Genomic DNA, 16,758 nt, shown 5'->3' on the forward strand with positions numbered 1-16,758 from the left:
CCTGCGTCGCGGGCGAGGTCACCCCTCCTCCTCCAGCACCCGCTGGGCCGTGGCGAACGCCGAGTTGGCCGCCGGGACCCCGCAGTACACGGCGGTCTGGAGCAGCACCGCGCCGATCTCGTCCGGGGTCAGGCCGTTGCGCCGGGCCGCCCGGACATGCATCGCCAGCTCGTCGTAGTGGCCGTGCGCGACCAGGGCCGTCAGCGTGATCATGCTGCGTTCGCGGCGGCTGAGCGTCGGGTCGGTCCAGATCTCGCCCCACGCGTAGCGCGCGATGAAGTCCTGGTAACGCGCGGTGAACGGCGACTGCCGGGACTGCGCCCGGTCCACGTGGGCGTCACCGAGCACCTCGCGCCGCACCCGCATGCCACGCCTCGCGCCGCCGTCGAAGTGGGCGCGCAGGGCGGTCAGTACGGCCTCCGGGCACTGCGCGACCGCCAGGTGCGAGGCGCCCGGGATCTCGACGAGCGCGGCGTCCGGCACCACGTCGGCGATCTCCCGCAGATGCGCGGGCGGGGTCGCCGGGTCCTGCCGGCCCGCGACGAGGAGGGTCGGCGCGGAGATCTCCGCCAGCCGGTCCCGGATGTCGAAGGCGGCGAGCGCGTCGCAGCAGGCCGCGTACGCCTCCGGGTCGGCCTCCCGATGGTCCCGGACCAGCCGGGGCACCGTGAACCCGGGGGTGAACCAGCGGGCGTCCGCGCTCTCCACCAGCCAGTCCATGCCCTCGGCCCGGACGCGCGCGGCCCGCTCCCGCCAGGCCTTCGCGCCGCCGAAGTGAGCCGACGAGCAGAGCACCGCCAGCGCCGAGACCCGCTCCGGGTGGTGCGCGGCCAGATGCAGTCCGACCGCCCCGCCCAGCGACACCCCGGCGTAGGCGAACCGCTCGACGCCGAGCGAGTCGGCGAGCGCGAGCACCAGGTCCGCGAGGTCACCGACCCTCGCACCGGGACCGATCAGGTCGGCCGCGCTGCCGCCGTGACCCGGCAGGTCCCAGCGGACCACCCGATGGGTGACGGACAGCTCCGGCGCGACTTGGTCCCACAGGGCGTAGGAGGTCCCGAGCGACGGCCCGAGCAGCAGCGGCGGGGCCAAATCGGGCCCCTCGATGCGGTGGTTGAGAACAGTGTCGGTCAACGTCGCTCCAGAGCACGGTCGGTGAGGGCGGCGGCGGCGCCCGTGTACCGGGTGGGGTCGGTGAGGCTGTCGAGGTCGATGCCGCTCAACTCAGGCTCCTGGGCGAGGAGTTCGCCCAGGCTGCGTTCCTCCGCGTAGGTGCGCCGGGCGAGTTCCGTCAGCAGGGCCTTGGCGCGGGCCCGGCCCAGCACGGGTGCCAGTTCGGCGGAGAGCCGCTCGGACACGATCAGCCCGTGGGTGAGGTCCAGATGGGCACGCATCACGTCCGCGTGCACCCGCAGCCCCTCGGACAGTTCCGCGGCGTCCCGGGCGGCGCCGCCCACCAGGCGCAGCAGGTCGCGCAGCGGCTCCCACTCGGCGTGCCAGGCCCCGGCGGGCCGCTCGTCCTCGGCCGCCAGCGCCCCGTGGAGCACGGCCGCGAGCTGCGGCGCCCGCCGGGCCGCGGCGGCGATCAGCGTCGACCGTACGGGATTGGCCTTGTGCGGCATGGCCGACGAGCCGCCGCCGCTGCCCTCGGCGACCTCGCCGATCTCGGTACGGGCGAGCGTGAGCACGTCCGTGGCGAGCTTGCCGAGCGCGCCGGCGGTGAGGGCCAGGCAGCCGGCGAGGTCGGCGATCGGGGTGCGCAGAGTGTGCCAGGGCAGGTCGGGTGCGCGCAGACCGAGTTCGCGCGCGTACGCCACCGGCAGCGCGGTCGGGTCCGTGGCCCCGTAGACGGTGAACGCGGCCAACGTCCCAGCCGCGCCCCCGAGTTGGGCGGGCAGCGTGTCGCGTACGGCGGTGATCCGGTCCCGGGCGTCCAGGACCAGCGAGCGCCACCCGGCGGCCTTCAGACCGAAGGTCGTCGGCACGGCGTGCTGGGTGAGGGTGCGTCCCGGCATCGCGGTGTCCCGGTGCTCGGCCGCGAGCCGGGCCAGCGCCGCCTCGGTGCGCCCGAGGTCGGCGCGGACCAGGTCGAGGGTGCGCACCGCGACCAGCATCGTCGCGGTGTCCAGGATGTCCTGGCTGGTCGCGCCCCGGTGCACGTACGGGCCGTGCTCCGTCCCCACCGCCTCCGTCAGGTCGGCGACGAGCGGGATCACCGGATTGCCGCCGCCACGCGCCCGTACGGCGATGTCCCGGGCGTCGAAGCGTCCGGACCCGGCGGCCGCGGTCACCGCGGCGGCGGCCGCCTCGGGGGCGAGCCCGAGCGTGGCCTGGGCTCGGGTCAGCGCGGCCTCCGCGTCGAGCAGCGCCCGCAGATACGCGGCATCGCTCGTCGCGGTGGCGGCGGGGGAGCCGGCCCACCCGGGGGCGAGCAGACCGGCGTCGGGCTCCGGGGCAGATGTCACTGGAACTCCAGGAAGACCGTCTCGCCTTCGCCCTGAAGGCGGATGTCGAAACGGTACGTCCCCGGGGCCCCCTCGGTCGCGATCAGCGTGCCGCGCCGCTCGGGGTCGACCCGGGCCAGCAGCGGGTCGGCGGCCAGCGCCGCGTCGTCGCCCGGCAGGTAGATCCGGGTGTACAGGTGCACCAGCAGTCCGCGCGCGAAGACGCAGACGCTGAGGTAGGGCGCGCTCCGACCGCGCGCACCGGGGCGCAGGGTCCGTGCGGACCAGTGCCCGCTCGCGTCCGTCTGGCTCCGTCCCCATCCGGTGAACTCCACGCCCGTGCGGCCCATGAAGCCGCCGCTGGCCCCGTCGCGCCGCATCGAGCCGTCCACCCGGGGGATCGTGCCGTCCGGGGCCGCGCCCCACAGCTCCACGAACGCGTCCGGCAGCGGGTCGCCCGCGCCGTCGCGGATGACGCCGTGCACGGCGATGGTGTCCGGGTGGCCGACGGGCGCGATGTCCTCGCCGCCGGGGAAGGGCAGGGCGTGCCCGTAGAAGGGCCCGACCGTGTGCGACGGCGTGGGCAGCACCGTCTCGGGACGACTGGTGTCGATCTTCGTCATGGCAGGTCAGCGCCCTTCTTCGAGCCAGGTGGCGTGCGGGCCGTCGAGCACGATGTCCCAGTGGTAGCCCATCGAGAACTCCGGCACCGACAGGTCGTGGTCGTACGTCGCGACCAGGCGCTGGCGGGCCGCGTCGTCCGTCACCGACTGGATGATCGGGTCGTAGGGGAACAGCGGGTCGGCCGGGAAGTACATCTGCGTCACGAGCCGCTGGGTGAACGCCGAACCGAACAGCGAGAAGTGGATGTGCGCCGGCCGCCAGGCGTTGAGGTGCTGACGCCAGGGGTACGGGCCCGGCTGGACGGTGGTGAAGTGGTACTGCCCCTGGTCGTCGGTCAGGGTGCGGCCGACGCCGGTGAAGTTCGGGTCCAGCGGGGCGTCGTGCTGCTCGCGCTGATGGGCGTACCGGCCGGCCGAGTTGGCCTGCCAGATCTCGATCAGCTGACCGCGGACCGGACGTCCGTCGCGGTCCAGCAGCCGCCCGGAGACGGTGATGCGCTCACCTATCGGCTCGCCGTCGTGCTGCCGGGTGAGGTCGTTGTCGACGTCGGTGATGTCCCGCTCGCCGAAGGCGGGGGAGTGCAGCTCCACCAGTTCCGGGTCCTGGGACACGTCGATGGCGATCGGCGGCTGCTTGGGGTGGCGCAGCACCGAGGAGCGGTACGGCGCGTAGTCGCGGCGCGGCTGGTGCTCGACCGGGGCGCCGTCGGCGAGGCGCTTTTCGTACGCGGCGCGCTCGGCGGCGATCTCCCGGTCGATGTCGGCTTGCGTGAGAGTCATGAGGGCATCCCTTAACGTTCGAGGACGAGGGCGAGGCCCTGGCCTACGCCGATGCAGAGGGTGGCGACGCCGACTCCGCTGCCCCTGCGGGCCAGTTGGTGGGCGACCGTGCCGGCGAGCCGGGCGCCGGAGGCTCCGAGGGGGTGGCCGAGGGCGATGGCGCCGCCCTGCGGGTTGAGGATCGCAGGGTCGAACTCGGGCCATTCGGCGACGCATCCGAGGACCTGCGCGGCGAAGGCCTCGTTCAGCTCCAGGACTGACAGATCGTCAAATCCCTTACCCGCCTTGGTGAGGGCCCGGTTGACGGCCTCGACGGGGGCCAGTCCGAAGTAGTCCGGGTCGAGGGCGTGGACGCCGGTCGCGGAGATCCGGGCGAGCGGTTCGCGGCCGGTGGCCCGCAGGCCCTCCTCGTCGACCAGCAGCAGCGCGGCGGCACCGTCGTTGAGGGGCGAGGCGTTGCCCGCGGTGACCGTGCCGCCCTCCGTACGGAACGACGGCTCGAGCCTGGCCATGGCCGCGAGGGAGGCGTCCGGCCGTACGCATTCGTCGGCGTCGAACACCACCGCCTCGCCCTTGTGCCGGGGAATGCTCACCGGCGCCAGCTCGGCGTCGAAGAGCCCGGCCTGCTGGGCCCGTGCCGCCTTCTGGTGCGAGGCCAGCGCGAACTCGTCCTGCCGCTCCCGGGTGATCTTGTGCTTGTCGGCGATCAACTCCGCGCTCTCGCCCAGCGGGATGGTCCACTGCGGGTCCATCCTCGGGTTGACCATGCGCCAGCCGAGCGTGGTCGAGTACAGCTCGGTGTGGCCGGCGGGGAAGGCCCGGTCGTTCTTGGGCAGCACGTACGGCGCCCGGGTCATCGACTCCACGCCACCGGCCACGGCGATCGAGGCGTCCCCGGCGGCGATGGCACGGGCCGCCTGGATCACGGCCTCCAGGCCCGAGGCGCACAGCCGGTTGACGGTCACGCCCGGCACCGAGGTGGGCAGGCCCGCGAGGAGCGCGCCCATGCGGGCCACGTTGCGGTTCTCCTCGCCCGCGCCGTTGGCGTTGCCGAAGTAGACGTCCTCGATCCGGGACGGGTCCAGGTCGGGGGTGCGGGCGAGGAGTGCGCGCAGGGCGTGCGCGGCGAGGTCGTCCGGGCGGACCGGGGCGAGGGCGCCGTTGTAGCGGCCGATCGGGGTGCGGACCGCGTCCACGATGTACACGGGCTTCACAGCAGGTCCTCCGCGACCGTCAGCTTGGCGTCGGTTCTGGCGATGACGTCGTCGACCGTGACCCCGGGGGCGACCTCGGTCAACACGAGACCCTGCGGCGTCACGTCGATCACGCCGAGGTCGGTGATGACCCGGTTCACACACGCCTTGCCCGTGAGCGGCAGCGCGCACTCCTCGAGGATCTTCGCCGACCCGTCCTTGGCGGTGTGGGTCATGATCACGATGACCGTGCGGGCGCCGTGTACGAGGTCCATCGCGCCGCCGATCCCGGTGATCATCTTGCCGGGGACGGCCCAGTTGGCCAGGTCGCCCTTGGCGGAGACCTGCATGGCCCCCAGGACGGCGACGTCGATGTGGCCGCCGCGGATCATCGAGAACGACAGCGCCGAGTCGAAGAAGGAGGCGCCGGGCAGGACCGTCACGGTCTCCTTGCCCGCGTTGATCAGGTCCGGGTCGACCTGTTCCTCGGTCGGGTAGGGCCCGGTGCCCAGGATGCCGTTCTCCGACTCCAGGATCACCTCGACGCCGGGCGGGAGGTGATTGGGGATCAGCGTCGGCAGGCCGATGCCGAGGTTGACGTAGGCGCCGTCGGTGAGTTCCCGTGCCGCGCGGGCGGCCATCTGCTCGCGTGTCCAGGCCATCAGCTGCTCACCGTCCGCCGCTCGATCCGCTTGTCGGCGGCCTGCTCCGGGGTCAGGGCCACCACCCGCTGCACGAAGATCCCGGGCAGGTGCACGGCGTCGGGGTCGATCCCGCCGGGCTCGACGAGCTCCTCGACCTCGGCGATCGTCACCCGTCCGGCCATCGCGGCCAGCGGGTTGAAGTTGCGGGAGGACTTGTTGAAGACGAGGTTGCCGTGCCGGTCGCCCTTCCAGGCCCGCACCAGCGCGAAGTCCGTACGGATGCCGCGCTCCAGCACGTACTCGGTGCCGTCGAACTCCCGCACCTCCTTCGGCGGCGAGGCCAGGGTGACGCCGCCGGCACCGTCGTAGCGCCAGGGCAGACCGCCGTCGGCGACCTGGGTTCCGACACCGGCCGGGGTGTAGAAGGCGGGGATGCCCGCGCCGCCGGCGCGCAGCCGTTCGGCGAGCGTGCCCTGAGGGATCATCTCGACCTCCAGCTCGCCGGACAGGTACTGCCGGGCGAACTCCTTGTTGGCCCCGATGTAGGAGCCGGTCACGCGGGCGATCCGGCCGGCGGAGAGCAGCACGGCCAGCCCGGACTCCATCGCCCCGCAGTTGTTGGAGACGACGCCGAGGCCGCCGACCCCGTGCTCGTACAGGGCCTGAATCAGCACGTTGGGCACACCGCTCAGCCCGAAGCCTCCGACGGCGAGTGTCGCGCCGTCCGGCACATCGGCCACCGCCTCCGCGGCGGTGGCGACCACCTTGTCCATGCGTGAAGCTCCATCCCGCTGTTTAGTCAGGGCACTGAGTATCTCGGTGAAGTTTCCTTCACGCTGCCACCGGACGGGGAAGCGCGTCAAGACCTGGGAGAAGTGGGAGGTCATCCGCATGGGCGGTCGGGCAGACAGCTCCGCGTCCGCCCGGTATCGTTCAGCGCACTGACGAAATCGTGCACCTATGCACCGTGCACTGACGAATCCGATCTCAGGAGCGCACATGGCCGCGGTGGATCTGACCACCCACCCCGGGCACCTGGCCCGGCGGCTCCAGCAGGCGCACTACCTGCTGTGGAACACGATGGTCTCGGAGGAGATCACCTCTCCGCAGTTCGCGGTCCTCAACGCGCTGGTCGCCGAGCCGGGCCTGGACCAGCGCACGGTCGGGGAACGCGTAGGGCTCGACCGGTCCACCATCGCCGAGGTGATCAGCCGGCTCGGCCGGCGCGGGCTGGTCGACAAGGTGCGCGACCCGCAGGACGGCCGGCGCTTCCTGCTGCGCCTGACCGAGGACGGGACGCGCACCCACCGCAAGCTGACCGTGCGCACCGCCCGGATGAACCAGGTCTTCCTGGCCCCGCTCTCCGCGGCCGAGCAGTCCGTCTTCTTCGACCTGATCCAGCGCGTCTGCGACGCGGCGGAGGGGCTGCGCAACCCCGCGGAACCCCTCGCCGCCCAGCGCTGACCCGGCTTCCGGCACCCGGCCCCGGCTTCCGGCACTCGGCTCCCGGCTCCCGCCTTCCGGCACCCAGGACCCGCTCCCGGGGCCCCTCAGGAGGCCTTGGCGAAGACCACCCACACCTGGCCCTCGGCGAAGTTCACCGGGTCGCCGCCGTCCGTCGTGAACGTCGTGCCGTCCCTGGCCGACCCGCGCTCCCAGGTGACGTCGTACGCCTTCCCGTCGCGCAGCACCTTCGCCTTCCCGGAGCCCACGGTCTCGGTGTAGGGCGTGTTGTTGCCCAGGAAGTCGTAGAAGTCGGACTTGCGGACCTTCACGTACTGCACCACGACCGTCGCCGGTGCGAGCCGCTTGCCCGCGGTCGTCACGGCCGGGGTGCCGTCCATCGAGACCAGATAGCGCTCGCGGCTCGACGACCAGGTGAAGGTGAACGAGGCCGCCGGGTAGCGCACGGTCTCGGAGGTGTCCCTCGTCCCGCCGGCCGGGGCGCTGCCGAAGGTGAACCCGGTGGTCAGGGCGTCCGGGCCCGGAACCGTGGGCGTCACGCGGTCGGGGCGCAGGTAGAGGTTGTGCGGCGCGGGCCGGGTGGCGCCGCGGTGGTAGGCGCCGGACGTCTTGCCGGGCGTCTGCGCGTTCAGCGGCGCCTTGTCGATCAGCGGCAGCAGCTTGCCCTGCGCCCCGGAGAAGGCGAGCGTGGGGTTGTCGAACTGGCGCAGCAGCTCCAGATCGGACTCCCGTGCGCTGCGCACCGGTCCGACGATCTTCGGGAGCTTGGTGGCGTACACCGCCATCAGCCGGCTCAGACCGCCCTCGACCTGCTCGGCGTAGACGACGTCCGCGGAGTCGGTGCCGGTGTGCGGCCGGGCCGCCCGGGCGTTGTCGATCTTCACGGCGAGCACCGACGCGCCGGTCAGCCCGCTCGGCGGCGGCCATTGGTCCTCGCCCTGGTCAGGTGTCCCGCTCCGGCCCTCGTCGTGTCCGGTGCCCCTTCCGTCCTCGACCGGTCCCGGCCGGTGGGTGCCCGTGCAGCCCGCCGCCAGGGAAACCGTCAGAGCGGCGGCCAGGAGTGCCGCCGCCGTCGTGGCGCGCCGCGTGCGCGCCCTTCGCCCCATGCCCACCGTCGCCACCCAAGAGTCGTTTCACTGATTGTGCGCTTATGTGTTCATTGCTGGCCATACCCGGTCCGGATCGGTGGCGGGGGCGAATACCTCCGACGGAGCGGCTGCCTACGCCGAGCGGCCGAAGAACGCGGTTCGGCGCGGTGCGCCCCGGGTACCCGGGGCGCCTCCACCGCACGGAAGGGAGCCCACGATGAAGGCAGTGACCTGGCAGGGCAAGCGGGACGTACGGGTGGAGGACGTGCCCGATCCACGGATCCAGGAGCCGACGGACGCGGTCATCCGCATCACCTCCACCGGCCTGTGCGGCTCCGACCTGCATCTCTACGAGGTGCTCACGCCGTTCATGACACCGGGTGACATCCTCGGGCACGAACCCATGGGCATCGTCGAGGAGGTCGGCGCGGGGGTCCAGGACCTCAAGGCGGGCGACCGGGTCGTGGTGCCGTTCCAGATCGCCTGCGGCAACTGCTGGATGTGCCTGAACGCGCTGCCGACCCAGTGCGAGACCACACAGGTCACCAGCGAGGGCATGGGCGCGGCCCTGTTCGGCTACACGCGTCTGTACGGCGCGGTCCCGGGAGCCCAGGCCGAGTACCTGCGCGTCCCGCAGGCCCAGTACGGGCCCATCAAGGTGCCCGAGGGCCCGCCGGACGACCGGTTCGTCTACCTGTCCGACGTGCTGCCGACGGCCTGGCAGGCGGTCGAGTACGCCGACGTCCCGCAGGGCGGCAGCGTCGCCGTACTGGGCCTCGGGCCCATCGGGGACATGGCCTGCCGGGTCGCTCAAGTGCGGGGCGCCGGGCGGGTGTTCGGGGTGGACCTGGTGGGCGATCGGCTGCGCCGGGCACGCGCGCGGGGCGTCGAGACGTACGACCTCCGCAGCTTCGACAACGAGAAGGAGCTCGTGCAGGCGATCCGTGACGAGACCGACGGCCGCGGCCCCGACGCCGTGATCGACGCGGTCGGCACCGAGGCGCACGGCAGCGCGGCGGCCCGGCTGGCACAGCAGGCCACGGCCGTGCTGCCGCGCCGGATCAGCGGCCCGTTCGCCGAGCGCTTCAGCATCGACCGGCTCGCCGCCCTGCACACCGCCATCGAGCTGGTACGGCGCGGCGGCACCCTCTCGCTCGTCGGCGTCTACGGCGGGATGGCCGACCCCATGCCGATGCTCACCCTGTTCGACAAGCAGATCCAGATGCGGATGGGGCAGGCGAACGTGCGCCGCTGGAGCGACGCGATCATCCCCTACCTCACCGACGAGGACCCGCTCGGCGTCGACGACTTCGCCACCCACCGGGTGCCGCTCAGCGACGCCCCGCACGCGTACCAGATGTTCCAGCGCAAGCAGGAGGGCGCGGTCAAGGTGCTGATGCAGCCCTGAGCCCGACCACCCCGGCGGCCCCCGGTCAGGGGCCGCCGAGGATCTCGTCCAAGTCGTACCGGACCGGCTCCTCCAGCTGCGCGAAGGTGCAGCCGTCTGGGGTCCGGTCCGGGCGCCAGCGGCGGAAGCGGGCGGTGTGCCGGAAGCGTGCCCCGTTCTCCATGTGGTCGTACGCCACCTCGGCCACCCGGTCCGGTCTGAGCGGCACCCACGACAGGTCCTTCTTGCCCGACCAGCGGCTCGGCGCGCCGGGCAGCCGGGCCGTCTCGTGCGCGGCCTCGTCCGACCACGCCGCCCACGGATGCCCGCTGACGTCGTCCATGCGCAGCGGCTCCAGCTCCGCCACCAGTTCGGCGCGCCGCTTCATCGTGAACGCGGCTGACACGCCCACGTGCTGGAGCACACCCTGGTCGTCGTGGAGGCCGAGCAGGAGCGAGCCGACGACCGGGCCACTCTTGTGGAAGCGGTAGCCGGCGACCACGACATCCGCCGTGCGCTCGTGCTTGATCTTGAACATGGCCCGCTCGTCCTGGAGATAGCGCAGGGTGAGCGGCTTGGCGATGACCCCGTCGAGCCCCGCCCCCTCGTACTGGTCGAACCAGCCCCGCGCCACCTCGATGTCGGTGGTCGCCGGCGCCAGATGGACCGGCGAGGTGACGCCCTCCAGGGCCCTCTCCAGCAGCGCGCGCCGGTCGGTGAGCGGGACGTCCAGCAGCGACTCGTCCGCCAGGGCCAGTAGGTCGAAGGCGACGAAGGACGCCGGGGTCCGCTCGGCGAGCGTGCGCACCCGGGAGTCGGCCGGATGGATGCGCTCGGTGAGCGCGTCGAAGTCCAGCCGCCCGTCCCGCGCGATGACGATCTCCCCGTCCAGCACGCAGCGCTTCGGGACGCGCTCCCTCAGCGCCGCCACCAGCTCCGGGAAGTACCTGGTCAGCGGCTTTCCGGTACGGCTGCCCAGCTCGACGTCGGTGCCGTCGCGGAACACGATCGCCCGGAACCCGTCCCACTTCGCCTCGTACTGCATGTCCGGCGGGATCTTCGCCACGGACTTGGCGAGCATCGGCTTCACGGGCGGCATCACCGGCAGATCCATGCTGCCGATTCTGCACCCGTAGGCCCTTGAATGCCCGGTGTGCGAGGTATGCGTGGTGCACCTACCGTGGCTGGCATGGGAGACGCGGTGGAACTGGAGGTGGGCGGCCGGACCGTACGGCTGTCCAGCCCGGACAAGATCTTCTTCCCGGAGCGCGGCTTCACCAAGCTCGACCTCGCCCGGTACTACCAGGCGGTCGCCCCCGGCATCCTGCGCGCCCTGCGGAACCGCCCCACCACCCTGGAGCGCTATCCGGACGGGGTGGCCGGCGAGTCCTTCTTCCAGAAGCGCGCGCCGAAGAACATGCCCGACTGGATCCCGACCGCGCACATCACCTTCCCCAGCGGCCGCTCCGCCGACGAGATGTGCCCCACCGAGGAGGCCGCGGTGGTGTGGGCCGCCCAGTACGGCACCCTCACCTTCCACCCCTGGCCGGTACGCCGTGACGACGTGGACCGCCCCGACGAACTCCGGATCGACCTCGACCCGCAGCCGGGCACGGACTACGACGACGCCGTGCGCGCGGCCGGCGAACTCCGTGCCGTACTGGCGGAGTTCGGCGGACTGCGGGGCTGGCCGAAGACCTCCGGCGGCCGGGGACTGCACGTCTTCGTGCCGATCGAACCCCGCTGGACCTTCACGGAGGTCCGGCGGGCCGCCATCGCGGTGGGCCGGGAGATGGAACGCCGGATGCCGGACCGGGTGACGATCAAGTGGTGGAAGGAGGAGCGGGGCGAGCGCATCTTCATCGACTACAACCAGACCGCCCGGGACCGCACCATCGCCTCCGCCTACTCCGTACGGCCCCGCCCGCACGCCCCGGTCTCCGCGCCCCTGCGCTGGGACGAGGTCGGCGAGGCGCACCCCCAGGACTTCGACCTCGCGACCATGCCCGCGCGCTTCGCCGAACTCGGCGACGTGCACGCCGACATGGACGACCACGCCTTCTCCCTGGACGCGCTGCTGGAGCTGGCCCGCAAGGACGAGCACGACCACGGACTGGGCGACCTGCCGTACCCGCCGGAATACCCGAAGATGCCCGGGGAACCCCGGCGGGTGCAGCCGAGCCGGGCCCGGCACGAGGACAGTTGACGGCCCGTCGCGGACGACCGGGTCTGCACGTCAGACGGGTGCGGCCCGCCGCCACCGCGACGGGCCGCACTCGTCGATCACCCGAGGGACTCGGGCGTCCCGCTCACAGCTCCTTGATCCGGATGTCCCGGAAGGAGACGACGTCCGTCGTGCCGTGCACCTGGAGCCCGAGGTAGCCGGTGGCGAACCGCCGGCCGTCCGTGCCAGGGTCGTCCGATCGGGGCGGCACGAAGTCCTGACCGCCGATGTTGTCGAACTCGTTGATCAGCACGCCGTTGCGGTAGATGGAGTAGTGCTGATCGACCACCCGGATCTCGTAGTCGTTCCAGGTGCCCTTCTGGGTCACGCCCGCGCCGGCCAGGCCCACGCGGTCGAACCCGTAGATCGAACCCGTCTTGTACATGTCGCCGTCGGGCCGGTCCAAAATCTGCACCTCGTGTCCGTACTTGATGGCGGCCCACTCCGGCCGGGACTCCTCAGGATGGTCGTGGATCCACGGGAACCGCACGAACACACCGGAGTTGGCGTTGCCGGTGCCGGGCGCGTCGTCCCGCCACTGCAGGCGCAGCGAGAAGTCGCCGTACTTGCGCTCGGGGAACCACAGCATGCCGAGACCGGACCTCGTCGTCCCCGAGGTGATGGACCCGTCGGCGTTCAGACCGAACGAGCCCCCGCCCACGTGCTGCCACTTGGCGAAGGACTCCGCACTGCCGTCGAGGATGGTGCGGTAGCCCTCGGTCTGCCCGGGCTTGCCGATCCCGGACTGCCGGGCGGCCTTCTGGATCGCGTTGTACTCCCGCTGGTCGACGACCCCTTCCCTCAGCAGTTTGTCGAGGACGGTCTTCACGTGCTTGAGGAACAGGGCGTGGGAGGTCCACTCCTTCTCGTCCTCGATCAGCTCGTTGATCCGGCACCGGCTGTTGGTGAGCCGGTTGGGCACCCCGGAGTCGACCTCGCCGACGATCACCGTCAACCGCTCGTCGAACTCCGGGCAGTTGGGCGCGGGCACTTGGCTCGACACCACGGTGAAGGTCACCGTCCGGGCGGTGGCGGTGTTGCCCGCCTTGTCGCTCGCCCGGTAGGCGAGGGTGTGGGTGCCGGCGCGGTCGACGACCACCGGCGCGGTGTACGCGAGGTAGGGTCCCCCGTCGATCGAGTACTCGATCCGGTCGACACCGGAACCGCCGTGCTCGTCCGCCGCGCTCACCGTCACCCGGGCGTTGCCGACGTACGCTCCGCTCGAGTTCCTGGTGCCCTCGACGGTCACGCCCGTCACCGGCGGCGTGGTGTCCGGCGTCGGCGTCGCGACCACCGTGAACCGCACGCTCTTCTCGGCGGCGACGTTGCCCGCCTTGTCGGTGGCCCGGTAGCGCACGGTGTGGGCGCCGACCTGGTGCACCATCACGGGCGCGGTGTACGGCTGCCAGGCACCGTCGCCGATGGCGTACTCGATGGTGTTGACCCCGGAGCCGGTGTCCGAGGCGGACACGGTCACCGTCGCCATGTCGAGGTAGGCGCCGGTGGCGTCCTGCTCGCCGGTCACCGTCGCGGAGGTGTCCGGGGCGGTGGTGTCGTCGGAGGCCGGCGGGACGACCGTGAACTGGACGCGCTTCTCGGCGGAGACGTTGCCCGCCTTGTCGAGCGCCCGGTAGCGGATCGTGTGGCCGCCGACCTGGTCGACGACGACCGGGGCGGTGTACGGCAGCCAGGCGCCGGTGTCGCCGACCGCGTACTGGATGCCGTCGACCCCCGACCCGCCGGCGTTGTCCGTCGCGCTGATCGCGACGCTCGCCGAGCCGACGTACTCGCCGCGCGCGTTCTGTGTTCCGGTGACCTGCGCCGCCGCCTCGGGCGGAGTGGTGTCCTCGCCGGTGCCCTCGGTCACCACGAGGATGCCCTGCATCTGCCCGTGGCCCGGGATCGTGCAGTGGTAGAAGTAGCGGCCCGGGGTGAGGGTGACCTCGGCGGTGTGACGGCCGCCCATGTCGTCGTTCGGGTTGGCGAGGATGTTCAGCGTGACGTCGCTGTTGAACTCGGGGTCGCTCGTCACGAACGTCAACGTGTGCGGCATCCCGGTGGTGTTGCCGGTCGCCGTGCTGTTCTCGAAGACGATCGTCGCCGCTCCCGCCACCGCCGTCGCCGGTGCCGAGGTGTACTTGGTGATGTCGTCACCGGCCGTCCAGGTGAGTGTCTGGGCGGCGGCGGTGGCCCGTTCCACGGGTTGCCGGGCGGAGACGGGGGCCGTCTGGAGGCCGAGCATGATCAGTACGGCGGCCAGCAGGGCGGTCAGCACTCTTCGTCGCTGTCTCACTGGGCAGCCCCCCTCGCCAGCCGGTCGGCGGCCGGAGTGGCGCCGCCGCCCGTGTAAGTGACCCGCCACAGGGCCGACTTGGCGTCCGAGGTGAAGAACCCGCGGCCGTAGTCGAGGACGTACAGCGAGCCGTCCGGACCGAACTTCCAGTCCATGAGGTTCTTGATGCCGTCGTTGCCGATCGGCACGATCTTCTTCAGCGACTCCGAGTGCACCGGCAGGCCGCCCTCCCCGTGCGTCTTGGGGTCGGTGATGACCGCGTTGCGCGGCTGGTCGGCGTCGTAGAAGTCACCGACGAACCACTTCCCGTCCCAGTAGGCGGGCCAGGCGGTCGCACCCGCGCTCGCCGCGTCGTAGCGGTAGACCGGGCCGTTCATCGCGGCCTGACCGCCGCCCTTCAGCCACGGCAGCAGATACGTGGACTCCTCCTGCTTGTAGGAGGGGATGCCGTCCGCGTCACGCGGGAAGTCCGGTGCGCCGCCCTGGGGCGAGTACCAGATGTTGTTGCCGGTGACCGGCGGGAGGTTGACGAGCCCGTCGTTGTTCGGGGACTCGTTCTTCGGGTGGTCGCAGTCGTACCAGCCCAGCGGTTTCGTCGGATCGGGCAGGTTGCGGTCGCGGTAGGGCTGCTTGTTGCCCATGCAGTACGGCCAACCTCGGTTGCTCGCCTTGGTGATGACGGCGAACGTGTCGTACTTCGCCGGGCCCCAGGTGGTCGAGGGCGCCGAGGCGTCCGGGCCGACCCAGCCGGCGTACAGGATGTCGGTCGTGCGGTCGACGAAGATGCGGGCCGGGTTCCGGACCCCCATCACATAGATCTCGCCGCGGGTCTTCCCGCCGCCCTCGTCGGTCTCCTGGCCGGTGAAGAGGTTCCCGGCGGGAAGGGTGTACGTCCCGTCCGGCTCCGGATGGATGCGCAGGATCTTGCCGTTGAGGTTGTTGGTGTTGCCGGCGGTGCGGCGCGCGTCGGCGAAGGAGACGCCCTTGAAGTTCGGCTCCGGGTTGTTGCCCGAGTAACCACCGCTGAAGCCGCTTGAGTTGTTGTCACCGGTCGCGATGTACAGGTTGCCCTTGGAGTCCCAGGCCATCCCGCCGCCCGCGTGGCAGCAACTGTGGATCTGCACCGGCCACGCGAGCAGCACCTTCTCGCTGCCCAGATCCAGCTTGTTCGTGGCGAGGTCGAGCGTGAAGCGGGAGACCCGCCGCTCGGCCATGCGGGTGTCGCGGTTGATCCGGGAGTGCGGGGTGTAGTGCAGGTACACCCACCCGTTCTCCTCGAACCGCGGATCGAGCTCGATGCCGAGGAGCCCTTCCTCGACCTTCACGAGCTCGTCGCCGCCGCCCTTGTTGCCGAAGACCGTCAACGCCCCCGCCAGGGTGACCTTCTTGGTCCTCGGGTCGTAGACGTGGACCTCGCCCCTGCCCTTGCCGATGTCGGGGTTGTTCCAGTCGGTCACGACGGGCCGCGAGGAGTCCGCGCCGCCGCGGCCGATGTAGAGCACCCGTCCGTCGGGCGCGGCGACCAGGCCGTGCGGCTCGCCGATCTGGTCGTTCTGGCCCGGCTGGTTGGGCTGGGTGAGGCGCTCCGCCTTGTAGTTGCCGGTGATGGTCGCCTTGCAGTCGGCCTGCGCCAGCCGGGTGGTCCACATCAGGGCGCCGCGCAGATGCGCGCGGAAGTCGCTCTCGTCGTACGACGACACCGTGCCGCCCATGCCGGTGTAGAAGGAGCGGCCGCCGTCGTAGTCTCGGCACCAACTCACCGGGTGGTCCCAGCCGTTCCCTCCGGTACCCGGCTGGTACGACGACTCGCGGACCCGGGCGACGGTGTGCACCTCGCCGGACGGGTTCTTGGCCCAGTTGAACCACTGATCGGGTCGCTTCCACTGCACCGGCAGGTCCTTCGTGGCCGGATGGCGGCGGTCCCCGACCTCGACGACGGCTCGCTGCACGGCCGTTGGGCCGCCGGCTGCGGGGCGGGCGCCGACGAGACCGGTGAACCAGTCCGAGTACGGCTCCGCGCGGGCGGCGTCATGGATGCCGACGAATCCGCCGCCGGCCTCCATGTAGGCCTCCAGACCGGCCTCCTGCTCCGGGTCGAGGACGTCACCGCCGCCGGTCAGGAAGACGATCGCGTTGTAGCGGCCGAGCTTCGTCTCGTCGGTGAACACCGAGGCGTCATCGGTGGCCTCGGTCCGGAACCGCTGCTCGGCGGGGCCCGTCAGACCGATCGTCTCGATCGCCGCGATGCCCGCGTCGACCACCGGCGACTCCTCCCCGGCGGCGGAGCCGTGGAAGAGCAGCACGCGTACGTTCGCGCCGCCCGGAGGCGACTTGATGGACATCGTTGTCAGGGGTGGTTCCGGGGCCGGACGCGCGCTGGCGGCGGGACCCGCCAGCAGTCCGGCGACGACGACCCCGGCGGTCACACCCGCCACGCCGACCCGTCTCCTCGTGCTCAACCCTCGTAAGTGCATGGGCACCTCCTCGGTCACAGCGACAGCGCGATGGAAACTAGACCTCTTTGCGCACCTCGCCAATAGCTATGACCGAGTTGGGGCCAACTTTGTCCTGAGTGTGGATAAACAGCGGAAGCGCCGGTACCGTCTCACAGGTTCATC

Annotated in this window: 14 protein-coding genes; 3 read left to right on the plus strand and 11 right to left on the minus strand. The window is 71.7% G+C overall.

Going from position 1 to position 16,758, the window contains the following annotated elements; genetic code table 11:
* Positions 1 to 18: 18 nt before the first annotated feature.
* From pcaD to ACH41F_RS11080, 7 genes are read right to left on the minus strand one after another with little or no spacing between them, the layout of a single operon-like run.
* Complete coding sequence (pcaD, locus tag ACH41F_RS11050) at positions 19 to 1,134, minus strand: 3-oxoadipate enol-lactonase (protein WP_398834422.1); 1,116 nt, start codon at positions 1,132 to 1,134, stop codon at positions 19 to 21.
* Positions 1,131 to 2,465: a 3-carboxy-cis,cis-muconate cycloisomerase gene (pcaB, locus tag ACH41F_RS11055; RefSeq protein WP_398834424.1), complete on the minus strand. Its 1,335-nt coding sequence runs from the start codon at positions 2,463 to 2,465 to the stop codon at positions 1,131 to 1,133. Before pcaB ends, pcaD begins: the two co-directional genes overlap by 4 nt.
* Positions 2,462 to 3,067 (minus strand): protocatechuate 3,4-dioxygenase subunit alpha, encoded by a 606-nt coding sequence (pcaG, locus tag ACH41F_RS11060; RefSeq protein WP_391235294.1) that lies wholly within the window; start codon positions 3,065 to 3,067, stop codon positions 2,462 to 2,464. Before pcaG ends, pcaB begins: the two co-directional genes overlap by 4 nt.
* A 6-nt stretch (positions 3,068 to 3,073) precedes the next feature.
* Entirely contained in the window at positions 3,074 to 3,847 is a 774-nt protein-coding gene (pcaH, locus tag ACH41F_RS11065) for a protocatechuate 3,4-dioxygenase subunit beta (protein ID WP_391235292.1), read from the minus strand.
* Positions 3,848 to 3,858: 11 nt separating this feature from the next.
* Positions 3,859 to 5,061, minus strand: coding sequence for a thiolase family protein (locus ACH41F_RS11070; RefSeq protein WP_398834426.1), 1,203 nt, complete (start codon positions 5,059 to 5,061; stop codon positions 3,859 to 3,861).
* Entirely contained in the window at positions 5,058 to 5,702 is a 645-nt protein-coding gene (locus ACH41F_RS11075; protein ID WP_391235288.1) for a 3-oxoacid CoA-transferase subunit B, read from the minus strand. The genes ACH41F_RS11070 and ACH41F_RS11075 overlap by 4 nt, the downstream gene beginning before the upstream one ends.
* Positions 5,702 to 6,457: a 3-oxoacid CoA-transferase subunit A gene (locus tag ACH41F_RS11080; RefSeq protein WP_391235286.1), complete on the minus strand. Its 756-nt coding sequence runs from the start codon at positions 6,455 to 6,457 to the stop codon at positions 5,702 to 5,704. The genes ACH41F_RS11075 and ACH41F_RS11080 overlap by 1 nt, the downstream gene beginning before the upstream one ends.
* 226 nt (positions 6,458 to 6,683) lie before the next feature.
* Here ACH41F_RS11080 and ACH41F_RS11085 point away from each other — a divergent pair, with 226 nt between their 5' ends.
* Positions 6,684 to 7,148 carry a MarR family transcriptional regulator gene (locus tag ACH41F_RS11085; RefSeq protein ID WP_391235284.1) on the plus strand — a complete coding sequence of 155 codons (465 nt, stop codon included), beginning with the start codon at positions 6,684 to 6,686 and terminating at the stop codon, positions 7,146 to 7,148.
* 86 nt (positions 7,149 to 7,234) lie between these two features.
* Here the strand turns inward: ACH41F_RS11085 and ACH41F_RS11090 are convergent, their stop codons facing one another.
* A complete protein-coding gene (locus ACH41F_RS11090) occupies positions 7,235 to 8,254 on the minus strand; it encodes a DUF3048 domain-containing protein (protein WP_398834429.1) in 1,020 nt (339 codons plus the stop codon).
* A gap of 199 nt (positions 8,255 to 8,453) precedes the next feature.
* Between ACH41F_RS11090 and ACH41F_RS11095 the strand changes: the two genes are divergently transcribed.
* Positions 8,454 to 9,644, plus strand: a complete 1,191-nt coding sequence (locus tag ACH41F_RS11095; RefSeq protein ID WP_391235280.1) for an alcohol dehydrogenase catalytic domain-containing protein — start codon at positions 8,454 to 8,456, stop codon at positions 9,642 to 9,644.
* A gap of 25 nt (positions 9,645 to 9,669) precedes the next feature.
* Here ACH41F_RS11095 and ACH41F_RS11100 read toward each other — a convergent pair whose 3' ends face one another.
* A complete protein-coding gene (locus ACH41F_RS11100) occupies positions 9,670 to 10,737 on the minus strand; it encodes an ATP-dependent DNA ligase (RefSeq protein WP_398834431.1) in 1,068 nt (355 codons plus the stop codon).
* Positions 10,738 to 10,812: 75 nt separating this feature from the next.
* On the opposite strand from ACH41F_RS11100, the gene ligD reads away from it, so the two are divergent.
* The gene (ligD, locus tag ACH41F_RS11105) at positions 10,813 to 11,829 is read left to right on the plus strand and encodes a non-homologous end-joining DNA ligase (RefSeq protein WP_398834433.1); all 1,017 of its coding nucleotides are present in this window, start codon (positions 10,813 to 10,815) and stop codon (positions 11,827 to 11,829) included.
* A gap of 103 nt (positions 11,830 to 11,932) precedes the next feature.
* On the opposite strand, the gene ACH41F_RS11110 is transcribed toward ligD, so the two are convergent.
* Together ACH41F_RS11110 and ACH41F_RS11115 are read right to left on the minus strand one after the other, a co-directional pair.
* The gene (locus ACH41F_RS11110; protein ID WP_398835353.1) at positions 11,933 to 14,089 is read right to left on the minus strand and encodes an OmpL47-type beta-barrel domain-containing protein; all 2,157 of its coding nucleotides are present in this window, start codon (positions 14,087 to 14,089) and stop codon (positions 11,933 to 11,935) included.
* 47 nt (positions 14,090 to 14,136) lie between these two features.
* Positions 14,137 to 16,614: a ThuA domain-containing protein gene (locus ACH41F_RS11115; protein ID WP_398834435.1), complete on the minus strand. Its 2,478-nt coding sequence runs from the start codon at positions 16,612 to 16,614 to the stop codon at positions 14,137 to 14,139.
* Positions 16,615 to 16,758: the final 144 nt, after the last annotated feature.

Origin of the sequence: Streptomyces sp. NPDC020489, from assembly GCF_044386545.1 — a bacterium.
Classification (GTDB): Bacteria; Actinomycetota; Actinomycetes; order Streptomycetales; family Streptomycetaceae; genus Streptomyces.

Bases quoted from the DNA above. Each gene is read 5' to 3' on its own strand.
- ACH41F_RS11100 (WP_398834431.1), bottom strand. From the start codon at position 10,737: ATGGATCTGCCGGTGATGCCGCCCGTGAAGCCGATGCTCGCCAAGTCC.
- ACH41F_RS11115 (WP_398834435.1), bottom strand. From the start codon at position 16,614: ATGCACTTACGAGGGTTGAGCACGAGGAGACGGGTCGGCGTGGCGGGT.
- ACH41F_RS11085 (WP_391235284.1), top strand. From the start codon at position 6,684: ATGGCCGCGGTGGATCTGACCACCCACCCCGGGCACCTGGCCCGGCGG.
- ACH41F_RS11075 (WP_391235288.1), bottom strand. From the start codon at position 5,702: ATGGCCTGGACACGCGAGCAGATGGCCGCCCGCGCGGCACGGGAACTC.
- ACH41F_RS11090 (WP_398834429.1), bottom strand. From the start codon at position 8,254: ATGGGGCGAAGGGCGCGCACGCGGCGCGCCACGACGGCGGCGGCACTC.
- ACH41F_RS11095 (WP_391235280.1), top strand. From the start codon at position 8,454: ATGAAGGCAGTGACCTGGCAGGGCAAGCGGGACGTACGGGTGGAGGAC.
- ACH41F_RS11080 (WP_391235286.1), bottom strand. From the start codon at position 6,457: ATGGACAAGGTGGTCGCCACCGCCGCGGAGGCGGTGGCCGATGTGCCG.
- ACH41F_RS11110 (WP_398835353.1), bottom strand. From the start codon at position 14,089: ATGCTCGGCCTCCAGACGGCCCCCGTCTCCGCCCGGCAACCCGTGGAA.
- pcaH (WP_391235292.1), bottom strand. From the start codon at position 3,847: ATGACTCTCACGCAAGCCGACATCGACCGGGAGATCGCCGCCGAGCGC.
- pcaG (WP_391235294.1), bottom strand. From the start codon at position 3,067: ATGACGAAGATCGACACCAGTCGTCCCGAGACGGTGCTGCCCACGCCG.
- ligD (WP_398834433.1), top strand. From the start codon at position 10,813: ATGGGAGACGCGGTGGAACTGGAGGTGGGCGGCCGGACCGTACGGCTG.